The sequence below is a fragment of the Caulobacter endophyticus genome (assembly GCF_029543245.1).
GTDB classification, from domain to species: Bacteria; Pseudomonadota; Alphaproteobacteria; order Caulobacterales; family Caulobacteraceae; genus Caulobacter; species Caulobacter endophyticus_A.
In genome coordinates, this window is record NZ_JARQWV010000007.1 from 83,816 (window position 1) to 96,120 (window position 12,305).

General features: G+C 68.3%; 11 protein-coding genes. 7 read left to right on the forward strand and 4 right to left on the reverse strand.

Going from position 1 to position 12,305, the window contains the following annotated elements; translation table 11 throughout:
• Nucleotides 1–3: 3 nt before the first annotated feature.
• From rfbC to P7A99_RS08625, 4 genes are all read left to right on the forward strand, one after another.
• Nucleotides 4–564 (forward strand): dTDP-4-dehydrorhamnose 3,5-epimerase, encoded by a 561-nt coding sequence (gene rfbC, locus P7A99_RS08610; RefSeq protein WP_277793478.1) that lies wholly within the window; start codon nucleotides 4–6, stop codon nucleotides 562–564.
• Nucleotides 565–576: 12 nt separating this feature from the next.
• A complete protein-coding gene (locus P7A99_RS08615; protein ID WP_277793479.1) occupies nucleotides 577–1,521 on the forward strand; it encodes an NAD-dependent epimerase/dehydratase family protein in 945 nt (314 codons plus the stop codon).
• A 28-nt stretch (nucleotides 1,522–1,549) separates the two neighbouring features.
• Entirely contained in the window at nucleotides 1,550–2,380 is an 831-nt protein-coding gene (locus P7A99_RS08620) for an ABC transporter permease (RefSeq protein ID WP_277793480.1), read from the forward strand.
• Nucleotides 2,381–2,442: 62 nt separating this feature from the next.
• Entirely contained in the window at nucleotides 2,443–3,135 is a 693-nt protein-coding gene (locus P7A99_RS08625; protein ID WP_277793481.1) for an ABC transporter ATP-binding protein, read from the forward strand.
• A gap of 46 nt (nucleotides 3,136–3,181) precedes the next feature.
• On the opposite strand, the gene P7A99_RS08630 is transcribed toward P7A99_RS08625, so the two are convergent.
• Entirely contained in the window at nucleotides 3,182–3,979 is a 798-nt protein-coding gene (locus P7A99_RS08630) for a hypothetical protein (RefSeq protein WP_277793482.1), read from the reverse strand.
• On the reverse strand, nucleotides 3,976–5,673 hold the full coding sequence (locus P7A99_RS08635; protein ID WP_277793483.1) for a hypothetical protein: 1,698 nt from the start codon (nucleotides 5,671–5,673) through the stop codon (nucleotides 3,976–3,978). Before P7A99_RS08635 ends, P7A99_RS08630 begins: the two co-directional genes overlap by 4 nt.
• Nucleotides 5,674–5,863: 190 nt before the next feature.
• Between P7A99_RS08635 and P7A99_RS08640 the strand changes: the two genes are divergently transcribed.
• Entirely contained in the window at nucleotides 5,864–7,066 is a 1,203-nt protein-coding gene (locus P7A99_RS08640; RefSeq protein WP_277793484.1) for a threonine ammonia-lyase, read from the forward strand.
• Between the two features lie 236 nt (nucleotides 7,067–7,302).
• On the opposite strand, the gene galU is transcribed toward P7A99_RS08640, so the two are convergent.
• On the reverse strand, nucleotides 7,303–8,172 hold the full coding sequence (galU, locus tag P7A99_RS08645) for a UTP--glucose-1-phosphate uridylyltransferase GalU (protein WP_277793485.1): 870 nt from the start codon (nucleotides 8,170–8,172) through the stop codon (nucleotides 7,303–7,305).
• 172 nt (nucleotides 8,173–8,344) lie between these two features.
• Here galU and P7A99_RS08650 point away from each other — a divergent pair, with 172 nt between their 5' ends.
• Nucleotides 8,345–8,866, forward strand: a complete 522-nt coding sequence (locus tag P7A99_RS08650) for an FKBP-type peptidyl-prolyl cis-trans isomerase (protein ID WP_277793486.1) — start codon at nucleotides 8,345–8,347, stop codon at nucleotides 8,864–8,866.
• A 157-nt stretch (nucleotides 8,867–9,023) separates the two neighbouring features.
• Complete coding sequence (locus P7A99_RS08655) at nucleotides 9,024–11,159, forward strand: TonB-dependent receptor domain-containing protein (protein WP_277793487.1); 2,136 nt, start codon at nucleotides 9,024–9,026, stop codon at nucleotides 11,157–11,159.
• Nucleotides 11,160–11,355: 196 nt separating this feature from the next.
• On the opposite strand, the gene purU is transcribed toward P7A99_RS08655, so the two are convergent.
• Entirely contained in the window at nucleotides 11,356–12,198 is an 843-nt protein-coding gene (gene purU, locus P7A99_RS08665) for a formyltetrahydrofolate deformylase (protein WP_277793488.1), read from the reverse strand.
• Nucleotides 12,199–12,305: the final 107 nt, after the last annotated feature.

The following is a 12,305-nucleotide window of genomic DNA, read 5'->3' on the forward strand; positions in this document are numbered from 1 at the left end:
ACGATGCGCAGGCTCGAGGAACCCCTTGCGGGCTGCCTTCTGCTCGAAGGCGGCGTCTTCCATGACGAGCGCGGCTATTTCCGGCGGCTCTCCACGGCGATCGACAACGTCGCCGAAGGGCTGCCGGAGGCCTTCCAGCAGCATGGCGCGTCGTTCAACAGCAAGCGTGGCACGGTTCGCGGCCTGCACTACCAGGCTGCGCCGAACCTCGAGCACAAGCTGGTGCAGTGCGTGCGCGGGGCGATCTGGGACGTGATGGTCGATCTGCGCCCGGAGTCGGCCACCTACGGCCGCTGGTTCGGCGCCGAACTGTCCGAGACAAACGGGCGGATGCTGTACAGCCAGCCCGGCTTCGCCCACGGCTTCCAGGCCCTGACCGACGACGCCCTCGTGCTCTACCAGATCTCGCCGGACTACGTGGCGGGCGCGGCCGGCGCGATCCGCTGGGACGATCCGGACCTGGCGATCCCTTGGCCGCTTCCGGCGGTCAACGTGTCGGCCAAGGACCAGGCGGCGCCTTATTTTAGACAGCATGACGCCCGCCTGACTTCGCCTGCCGTCTAATCCGAGGACGTCTTGACGCTATCCGTTCTACTCACCGGGGCGAGCTCCTTCACGGGGCTTTGGTTTGCGGAAGCGTTGGCGCGCCGGGGCGTCCGGGTCGTCGCGCCGTTGCGCGGCGCCGAGAGCGGCTACGAGGGCGTGCGGGGCCGGCGCGTGGCGCGCCTCAAGCAGTGCGCCGAGGTCGTCTTCGACTGTCCCTTCGCCACCGACGCCTTCATGGCCCTGGTCGAGAACGACCGCTTCGACGTGGTGGCCCACCACGCTTCGGACGTCGAGGGCTACAATCGCTGGGATTTCGACGCCCTGCGCGCGGTCGGCCGTAACGCCGGCGGCGCCGACCGGGTGCTGGCCAAGGCCGCCGAGCGCGGCGCGCGCGCGATCGTGGCGACCGGAACCGTGTTCGAGGCCGCCCAGGGCGGCGCGCCGGCCGGATCGCTGTCGGCCAACCCCTACGGCCTCTCCAAATACCTGAGCGGGGAAGCGCTTCGCCATTTCGCCGCCTGGTCGGGCCTGGCGTTCGGCAAGTTCGTGGTGGCCAATCCGTTCGGCCCGTACGAAGAGCGCCGGTTCGGCTGGTATCTATTCCAAACTTGGTTCGGCGGCGAAACACCTGTAGTGCGAACGCCGGATTATGTCAGGGACAACGTTCCGGTGCCGCTGCTCGCCGAGGCCTATGCCGACTACGTCGTCTCCATGGCGGCGGGGAACGGCGCCGCCGATTGCAGGCCGTCCGGCATCGTCGGGTCGCAGGGCAGTTTCGCCCGCCTGCTGGCCGGCGAAGCCTCCAGCCGCCTGGGGAAGACGTTCACCGTCGACATTGGCCGGCAGGAGGCCTTCTCCGAGCCGTATCTTCGTGTAAATGACCAGCTCTGCGTAACCCCGGATAGTCTGTCTGTCTTTTGGGACAGTTACGTCGAGTACTACGATGCGCTACATGCATCTGGAGAATTGAATTGACTTGTCTTGCCTTGGTGGTATCGCGCTGATGTCAAACGCGAAGTTATCTGGCGATGTGCGGCGCTTCATGCGCCTGACGCCGCGCAATCCCTTCGTGGAATTGCTCAATACCCTGGGCCTGTGGCGTCTGTGGATGGCCATGGGCGTCACCGACATCCAGCAGCGCTATCGCAATTCGGTGCTCGGTCCGCTCTGGCTGGCCAGCGGCCTGGGTCTCACCGTCGTGGGTCTGTCGCTGCTGTACAGCCAGATCCTGCGAGTGCCGTTCCAGGATTTCGCGCCCTATCTGGCCGCGGGCCTGATGTTCTGGACCTTCATCGCCTCGACCGGCACCGAGGGCTGCCACGCCTATGCCGGCGCCGAGGGGCTGATCAAGTCGCTGCAGGTGCCCTACTTCGTCTACGTGTTCCGCGTGGTGTTCCGAAACGTCATCGTCATGGCCCACAATCTGATCGTGGTCGCCATCGTCTGGGTCGTCTTCGGCAAGTACATGCTGGTCAAGCCGGTCGAGGCCGCGTTCGGCATCGCCCTGATGATCATCTTCACGACGGGCATGACGACGCTGTTCGCCGCCATCGGCGCCCTGTTCCGCGACTTCATGCAGATCGTGGTGCAGGTCTTCCAGATCGCGATCTTCATTACGCCGGTCTTCTGGCTATCGAACACCGCGAGCGTCCGCTCGGAGTTCCTGCACTTCAACCCGTTCTACTACATGCTGGAAGTCGCCCGGGCGCCGCTGCTGGGCGTTGTGCCGAGCCCGCATGTCTACATGGGCGCCATCGCGCTGGCCCTGGGCAGCCTGGTCGCCGGCTTCGTCGCCTACTCCGTCAGCCGCAAATCGATTGTGTTCTATATATGAAATCCGAACCGATCCTCTCCCTCCGCGGGGTGACCGTCGATCTGCCCGTGCAGGAAGCGCGGGTGCGGTCGCTTCGCAAGGCCGCCCTGAACGTCGCCGTCGGCGGCGTACTGATGCGCTCCAAGCAGGACCAGGTCAGCGTTCGCGCCCTGACCCAGGTGTCGCTGGACGCCTTCCAGGGCGACCGGATCGCCCTGGTCGGCTCCAACGGCGCGGGCAAGAGCACGCTGCTGCGGGTGCTGGCGGGCATCTATCCGCCGAGCCAGGGCGTGATGAACGTCAACGGCGTGGTCAACGCGGTGTTCGACAGCTCGCTCGGTCTCGACATGAACCTGACCGGCTATGACAACATCGCCGTCGCCTGCCGCTATCGCGGCATCGACCGGGCCACGATGGAGCGGCTGCGTCCCGACATCGTCGAGTTCTCGGGCCTGGGCGGCTTCATCCACTTGCCCATGCGCACCTACTCGCTCGGCATGATGGCCCGCCTGGCCTTCGCGATCACCACCTCGGTGGCCCCCGACATCCTGGTGATGGACGAGTGGCTGGCGACGGGCGACGCCGACTTCATGGAGCAGGCCCAGGCGCGCCTGCGCGAACTGGTCGATCAGGCGCGGGTGCTGGTGCTGGCCACCCACTCGATGCCGCTGGTCCGCACGTTGTGCAACAAGGTCGTGGTGCTGAACCACGGCCGCGTCGCCTACTTCGGTCCGATCGAGGACCTGCCGCCGGGCATCTATCCGGCCCTGGACTGAGGCTCGCCCAAGTCCGACCTGACCGGCCTCCCCCGGGGGAAGCCGGTCAGGTCCGCGGCGGCGGCGACGTCCGGCTGCGGAATTCTCCCCAGGTCGCGTTCGCCAGCAGAACCCGTTCGGGCCAGGGCAGCCGATCGAAATGCCGGGTCTGGTTGTCGCCGACCAGCAGGTTCTCCTGCAGCCCCTGGCGGAAGCCGCCGCTCCAGGGCCACCAGTCCACCGGGTAGGCCCGCCCGTTGCGCCCCGCCACCACGACCTGCCGCCCGGCCGCCAGCACGCGATTGGTCATGCTGAGGGCGCCGCTCTCGAACATGAAGGCGTCCTGGCGCGTCACCATCGGCAGGTCGGCGGTGATCTCGCGAAACAGCGGCGCGGCCACCATGAAGGCGTTGGTGCGCAGGTGCGGGTTGGGAAAGCCCGGAAACGCCGGATCGAGCGCGCGCAGGCTTTCGAACGACGCGGTCGCCCCCACCATCCCCACTTCCGGCCGGTCCAGGTGCCGGTCCAGCTGTCTCAGCCAACCGGGACAGAGCACCCGGGCATGGCTGTTGAGGAAGCAGACCCGCTCGTCGCCCAGATGGCGGGCGACGGCCATGTAGGCGCCGATGTCGCGGCCGGCCTCGGGCACGACCAGCGCGTCATAGCGGGCTCCAGCCAGTCGCGCATGGGCCTCGGCCTCGTCGCCGGCGTTCTCGAAGTCCTTGAGGATCACCAGCAGCCGGTGGCTGCGCCCCGCGTCGAACGCCTCGTAGGAGGCCAGGAAGGCGGCGGCGTGCTCGCGCCAGGCCGCATCGCCGCGGCGCAGCAGGAAGGCGACGACGGCGTCGGGCGGGGAAGAGGTCATGGGATCCGCACCAGGAAGGCTGGGGCATGGGTCGCGGGATGGGTCGCCAGGGCGTCCTCCCGATAGAAGGGGTCCTGCGCGCAGGCCTCCGGCCAGGTCTGCTGGTGCCAGCTGACGGCTTCGGGGGCGGGCGGCCTGGGCGTGCGCGTCAGCGCCAGGCGGGCTGCGGGCTCCACCACCGTGACCTGGTCCCGGTCGGCGCTGCGCAGGCAATAATCCAGACCCTGCAGAAGGCCGCCGATGGAAGGCGTGAAGCCGCCGGCCGCCACGAAGTCGCGCTTGCGGGTGGCCAGGCCCTGGAGGCCGACCCCCAGGACTTCATGCACAACCGCCGGGGCGAGGGCGTCGCGGCCCAGTCGGATCGGTTCGGGATCGCCGCAGCCGCCGGTGAGGCCGCACCAGAGCTCGTCTTTCCAGGCCAGGGCCGGGCCGGCTACGCCCACGCCCGGAAGAGTCAGGGCGGCGGCCAGCCTGTGAAGATCTTCAGGCGCGGGCGCGGCCGCCTCGCGCTCGATGAACACCAGCACCTCGTCGTCGCCGATCGTCTCCAGCCATGAGGGGGGAGACGCCCAGCCGCCGAGCATGGCGCGGTCGACCGCCACGGCGGGCAGGCCTTTTGTCCCGGCGGCGCCGTCGATGAGCACCAGACGCACGGCCGGGGAGGAGACCGCCGTCGGAGCGGGCGCGCCGGCGATCTCGCGCCGCAGGGCCTCCAGGTCGCCGGACGGGCGATGCAGCAGAACCCGGCGGACCTGCGCCGTCCGGACCTCGGACCGGGCTTTCAGGGCGGCGAGGGCGTCTGCGGCGCTGTCGCCGAGGTCGGCGGCATAGGCCACGGCGCGGCCGAGCCATGGCGCGCCCGTCAGGTACAGCGGGCTCCAGCCCGGCTTGAACGCGCCCGGCCGCCTTTCGCCCGCGGCGTCGACCAGGTCTTCGTCACCATAGATCACATCCAGCGGGCCGCGCATGGCGACCTGGTCGGCCAGGGCGTAGAGGGCGTCGTCGGCCAGGACGTCGCCGGCCTGGAGGAACAGGGTGTAGCGGCCGGCCATAGCCGGGGCGGCGGGCGTCTCCGGCGCGATCGAGAAGCGCCGATAGATCTGGCGATCCAGCGAGGCCAGGGTCGGGGCCCGATCGCCGTCGCCGCCGATCGTGACCAGGAACTGCGGCCCGTCCTCCAGTTCGGCGGCATGGCGGGCGAGTTCTGGGCGTTCGGCGTCCAGCCAGGCGGCCTCCAGCCGCGTCCAGCTGCCGTAGTCCACCCTCGGGGACGGCTTGGGCTTGAGGCCCAGGGACAGCACCCAGCCCGTCGACAGGGGCCGCCAGCCGCCGGCCCCGGTCTGGACCTGGATCTGCACCAGATGCAGCCCTCGGCCCAGATGCAGCGCCAGGTCGAACCCGCAGCTTTCCGGCAGGTCGAGGCCGAAGGCGTCGCGAACGTCGGGCCGCGACATCCGGCGTGCGCCATAGACCGCCCGGCCGACCCGGACGCGCACGGCCGGCGCCTGCCGGTCCTCGAACGTCACGACCCAGCCGCGGATGACGAAACGGCCGCGCACGGGGCGGAAGGCGCGCCGGCCGGCCGGCATGTCGATGGTGAAGCTCAGCTGCGGCGTGGACAGCACGCCCGGAAAGGCGAGCAGGTACAGAGACCGCAAGGCGGTCCGCAGGCGGTCAACCAGAGCTTCGAGCATGACGGCGAGACAGGTTCCGGCTGTGACCGCGTGATCGTTCCGTCTAGTCGGTCGGGTCCGGCGGTCAATAGACAAAGCTGGAATTCGGACGGCGCGCATTACTGGGATTGGCGCTCGGGCCCTGCGTTGCTACAGCGGGGCCTTCCCGCGACGGGCCCGGTCCGTCGGCCTCTTTCTCCGCAAGGGCAGGATGACCCTCGACATCACCGCCATCCGCGCCGCCGCCGATCGCCTCGCCGGACACATCGAGCGCACGCCGTGCCGCTATTCGCGGACCCTGTCGAAGATCACCGGCGCCGAGGTGTGGGTGAAGTTCGAGAACCTCCAGTTCACGGCCGCCTACAAGGAGCGCGGGGCGCTCAACAAGCTTCTGCTGCTGTCGGACGCCGAGAAGCAGCGCGGGGTCATCGCCGCCAGCGCCGGCAACCATGCCCAGGGCCTGGCCTATCACGCCGCGCGTCTCGGCGTGCCGGCCACCATCGTCATGCCCAAGACCACCCCGTTCGTGAAGGTGCAGCACACCCGCGACTTCGGGGCCACCGTGGTCATCGAGGGCGAGACCTATGACGACGCCAACGCCCACGCTCGCAAGCTGCGCGACGAACAGGGCCTGACCTTCGTCCATCCGTTCGACGACTACGACATCATGGCCGGGCAGGGCACCATCGCCCTGGAGATGCTGGAAGACGCGCCGGATCTGGAGATCCTGCCGGTGCCGATCGGCGGCGGCGGCCTGATCAGCGGCGTGGCCACCGCGGCCAAGGCGCTGAAGCCCGATATCCGCATCGTCGGCTGCGAACCGGCCATGTACCCCTCGTTCACCGCCAAGATGCGCGGCGTGCAGGCTCACTGCGGCGGCCAGACCATAGCGGAAGGGGTCGCGGTCAAGCAGGTCGGCGAACTGACCTACGGCGTCGCCCGCCCGCTGCTCGACGACGTGCTGCTGCTGGAAGAGCCACACCTGGAGCAGGCCGTCTCGCTGTACTGCAACGTCGAGAAGACCATTGCGGAAGGGGCCGGCGCGGCCTCGCTGGCGGCGCTGCTGGCCTATCCCGAGCGCTTCCGCGGCAAGAAGTGCGGCCTGATCCTGTGCGGCGGCAACATCGACACCCGCCTGCTGGCTTCGGTGCTGACCCGCGAGCTGGTGCGCGCCCAGCGCCTGGTGTCCCTGCGCATCGTCGGCGACGACCGTCCGGGCCTGCTGTCCACCGTCTCGCACGTCATCGGGACCATGGGCGCCAACATCATCGAGGTGAACCACAACCGCCTGGCGCTGGACGTGCCGGCCAAGGGCGCGGAGTTCGACATCACCATCGAGACCCGCGACGCCCAGCACACCCAGGAAGTCATCGACGCCCTGCGCGAGCACGGCTACCCGCCGCGCACGGTTTAGTCGGGGCAGGAAACCTTTAAAGGCTCGTCATCCCGGAAAGCCCGCAGGGCTTATCCGGGACCCAGGGGCCGCCGCACAGCGGTGGCCATGCCGCGCGTCAAGTCGTTGCGCTGAGCCCAGTCCCCTGGGTCCCGGCTCTCCGCTTCTCTACGGCCGGGATGACGAGTTGGGTGTCGATATGAAAAAGGCCCCCATCACACGATGGGGGCCTTTTCAATTTCAATCCTGGACGATCCCTACAGCAGCGACGAGATCGCCGCGCGGGCCGCCTCGCCGAGGTCGGGGCGCTTGAGCGCCAGGGCGACATTGGCCTTCAGGAGGCCGATCTTGTCGCCGCAGTCGTGGGTGTCGCCTTCGTAGACATAGGCGTGGAAGGCCTGGTCCTGCATCAGCTTGGCCATGGAGTCGGTGAGCTGGATTTCGTTGCCGGCCCCCTTCTCCTGGCTGGCCAGCAGGTCGAAGATCTCGGGTTGCAGGATGTAGCGGCCGGCGATGGCCCAGTTGGACGGGGCCGTGCCCTTGGCCGGCTTCTCGACCATGCCGCTCATGGTGGCCAGGCGTCCCTCGACCTTGCTGGGAGCGACGACACCGTACTTGTGGGTCTCGCTCTCGGGCACTTCCTCGACGCCGATGATGTTGCCGCCGCCGACCTGGTCATAGACCTCGATCAGCTGGCTGAGCGCCGACTTGGGGGAATCGACGATGACGTCGGGCAGCAGCACGGCGAACGGCTCGTCGCCGATGATGTCGCGGGCGCACCACACCGCATGGCCCAGGCCCAGCGGGGCCATCTGGCGCACGAAGCTCATCTCGCCCGGCTTGGGCAGCTCGTCGCGCAGTTGCTTGAGGATCTCGAGCTTGCCCTTGGCCTCGAGCTGCATCTCCAGCTCGATCTGGTGATCGAAATAGTCCTCGATCGCGCCCTTGCTCCGACCCGTGACGAAGACGAAGTGCTCGATGCCGGCGGCGCGGCCTTCCTCGACGATATAGGACAGGATCGGCCGGTCCACGACGTTGAGAAGCTCCTTCGGCGTCGACTTGGTCCCGGGCAGAACGCGAGTGCCCAAGCCGGCGACGGGAAGGACGGCCTTGCGGACGGGTTTCATGAGCACCTCGTGTCTGTGTCTCGGATGGACAGAGTTCTAGAGCGCGCCCCCGGAGCGCGCCACCACCGTTGCGTGACAACGGTGTCGGGAATGCGTTCCAAGCACGGAATGATTGATGTTCGCGCCAGGCCTGCTAGCTCAGGACGCGGATTTGGCCATCGGAAACTCTTTCATGCGCGCTCGGTTCCTTCTTCTCGCGGCCCTCGCCGGCCTTTCTCTGGCGGGGTGTGGTCCTTCCAAGGAAGATCTCGCCGCGCGGCAGGCGGCGATGACCGCCTCCAAGTCCGCCGGCGCTGAGTTCCTGGCCAAGAACGCCAAGGAACCGGGCGTGGTCACCTTGCCCAGCGGCCTGCAATACAAGGTGATCCGCTCGGGTCCGGAAACCGGCCTGCACCCGCGCCCGATCGACGAGGTCAAGGTCCACTACGAGGGCAAGCGCCTCGACGGCTTCGTGTTCGACAGCTCCTATGAGCGCGGCGTGCCCGCCTCGTTCCCGCTGCGCGGCCTGATCCCGGGTTGGGTCGAGGCCATGCAGTTGATGCGTCCGGGCGACGAGTGGATGCTGTATGTGCCCGCCGATCTGGCCTATGGCGACAACCAGGCCGGCGCCGACATCCCCCCGGGCAGCACCCTGGTCTTCAAGATCGAGCTGATCGACGTGCTGCGCAGCAAGCTTCAAGCCCCCAAGAGCTGATCCGTGGCCTGACGGACGGGGCCGAGCGTGGGCGCGTTCCTTGCGCCCACGTTTCTGGCCGGTTTCAAATCGTTTCGGCGCGGTCAAAGCGCTTGGTTCTCCGGCTTGCCGGGCTGATAGCGACACTCACTCGCAAGAAGCTTGGCTGGAGTTGGGGATGTCGCGCGTTTCGTTTGCTTCCGTTCTGATGGGGTCCGCCGCGGCCCTGGCCCTGTCGGGCGCGGCCATGGCCGCCGAGCCCGCGCCGGACGCGGCCGACCTGGACGGCGTCGTCGTCACCGCGGCCGGCTTCGAGCAGAAGCTGGTCAACGCCCCGGCCAGCGTCACCGTGGTTCCCCGCGAGGAACTGCAGGAGATGCGCGCGGCCAGCCTGGCCGAAGTGCTGACCAATGTCGAAGGCGTCGACGTCGGCGGCGCGGTCGGCAAGACCGGCGGCCTCAACATCAACATCCGCGGCATGGGCAGCGACTACACGCTGATCCTGATCGACGGCCGCCGCCAGAACACCGCCGGCAGCGTCACGCCCAACGGCTTTGGCGAGACCTCGACCAGCTTCCTGCCGCCGGTGGCCGCCATCGAGCGCATCGAGGTGGTGCGCGGCCCGGTCTCGACCCTCTACGGCTCGGACGCCATGGGCGGCGTCGTCAACATCATCACCCGCAAGGTCGGGACCAAGTGGAGCGGCACGGCCAGCCTCGACGGCACGCTGCAGGGCGACGACGAGTTCGGCAATCTCTACGGCGGCAACCTCTACGCCAACGGCCCGATCATCCGCGACCTCTTGGGCCTGGCCGTTCGCGGCAGCTTCCAGAACCGCGAAGCCTCCAAGCTGACCTTCGAGAACGTCGGCGGCGTCGATGCGCCGATCACCGGCTTTGGCCGCAGCGCCACCAAGAGCGAGCTGCGCACGATCGGCGCGCGCCTGACGCTGACGCCGCACGCCGACCACGACCTGTGGCTCGACATCGACGAGTCCACCCAGTGGTACGACAATTCGCAAGGGCAGATGGGCACCAACACCACGGCCGGCGGCTACGCCAACGCCCTGGAGTTCAACCGCCGCCAGATCGCCCTGGCCCACAACTGGCGCCTGCCCTTCGGCCAGATCGAGAGCAACCTCTCGCAGGCCAAGACCGAGACCATCGGCCGGATCATCCCCAACGGCGTGGCCGGGGCCGGCGGCGCGCGTGACCTGGAGTCGACCAACACCATCTTCGACACCAAGCTCTATTCGCGCTGGAAGAACCACACCTTCACCATCGGCGGCCAGTACTGGGACGCCGAGATGAAGGACGGCGTCGCGCCGCAGCCGTTCGTGCACGAGCAGTGGGCCGTGTTCGCCGAGGACGAGTGGCGCTTCACCGAGGGCCTGGCCCTGACCCTGGGCGCCCGCCACGACGACCACAGCGTGTTCGGCGGCCACTTCAGCCCGCGCGCCTATCTCGTCTGGAACGCCAACCAGAACTGGACCTTCAAGGGCGGCGTCAGCCAGGGCTTCAAGACCCCGCGCCTGGAGCAGTTGGCCCCCGGCATCAACGGCTTCGGCCAGCAGGGCCGCCTGCCGCTGCTGGGCTCGCCGGGCCTGCAGCCGGAAACCAGCACCAGCACCGAGGCCGGCGCCTACTACGACAACCAGGCCGGTTTTACCGCCAACGTCACGGTCTTCCACAACAAGTTCGAGGACAAGATCGCCTCGGGCCCGCCGGTGACCAACTGCGCCTTCGGCCTGACCCAGGCGCAGTACAATTCCGGCCAGGGCCGTCCCGCTGGCTGCGTCGACGTGGGCTTCTTCCCCAACGCCGCCACCTTCGGCCAGAGCATCAACATCGACGAGGCGGTGACCCAGGGCGTCGAGGCGGCCGCGCGCTGGCGCTTCGCCGACGACTGGACGGCGGGCCTGAACTACACCTTCACCGACAGCGAGCAGAAGAGCGGGGCCGAGGCCGGCCGCAAGCTGACCGACACGCCCGAGCACATGGTCAACGGCAACCTGCGCTGGCGGGTGACCGACCGGGTGAACGCCTGGGTGCGCGGCGAATACCGCAGCGAGCGCTATCGCGGCGAGGGCCCGGCCCGCGTCGCCCTGGGCGACTACAAGGCCTACAGCCTGTTCCACCTGGGCGGCTCGTTCAAGGCGACGGAAGCCGTGACGCTGAACGCCACGATCTACAACCTGTTCAACAAGGACTTCGTGCGCCAGCTGCCTTACGGGACGCCGGTGGCCTATGCCCCCGAATACACCAACAACCAGGAACCCCGCCGTCTGTGGGTCTCGGTGCAGGTGGACTTCTAGGGAAGGGTCTGAACGCCTTGCCGAAAACTATCGTCATCCCGGCCGCAGCGTAGCGGAGAGCCGGGACCCAGAGGCCGGCGCAGTGCGGTTGCTCCTGGGTCCCGGGTCTGCGGCCCGCTGCGCGGCCCTCCGCCCGGGATGACGGTTGGAATGGCTGGATTGGTCGAGCCGTGATCCGCAGAGCGGATCCGTCGTGTCAGTCGGTGAACACCACGGTCTTGCGGCCGTTCAGCAGCACCCGGTCCTCCAGGCGCCAGCGCAGGGCGCGGGCCAGGACCCGGCGCTCGATGTCGCGGCCCTTGCGGACCAGGTCCTCGGGGGTGTCGCGGTGGCTTATGCGTTCGACGTCCTGCTCGATGATCGGACCCTCGTCGAGGTCGCCGGTCACGTAGTGGGCGCTAGCGCCGATCACCTTCACGCCCCGAGCGTGGGCCTGATGATAGGGCTTGGCGCCCTTGAAGCCCGGCAGGAACGAGTGGTGGATGTTGATGCAGCGGCCGGTGAGCTTGGCCGCCAGGCCGTCCGACAGCACCTGCATGTAGCGGGCGAGCACGACGATGTCGGTCTGCGTCTCCTGGATCAGCTTCCAGAGCGCGGCCTCCTGCTCGAACTTGGTCTCCTTGGTCACCGGCAGGTGATGGAAGGGCAGGCCCGACAGGTCGACGTGGGTGTAGGTTTCGGCCGGATGGTTGGCGACGATGGCGGTGACGTCCATCGGCAGCTCGCCGATGCGCCAGCGATAGACGAGGTCGGCCAGGCAGTGGTCGAACTTGCTGGCCAGGATCATGACGCGATAGCGCTCGGCGGGATCGCGCAGGGTCCAGCGCATCGACAGGCCCTTGGCCAGGGCCTCGAACTCGCCGCGCATGGCGTCGCGGTCGGCGCCGTCGGCGTCGAAGACCACGCGCATGAAGAAGTCGCCCGTCTCCTGGTCGTCGAACTGCTGGGCGTCGAGGATGTTGCAGCCACGCTCGAACAGGAAGGTCGAGACCTTGGCGACGATGCCGGGCTGGTCGGGGCAGGAAAGGGTCAGGATCATGGTCGGCCTCATCTAAGGTCTGGCCCTGGCGAAGGAAAGTCACGGTGAAGCACGTTTCTTGCGCTGGCCATGTGCTTTTCCCGGCTCGGCGCGCGATCCTGCCGGAG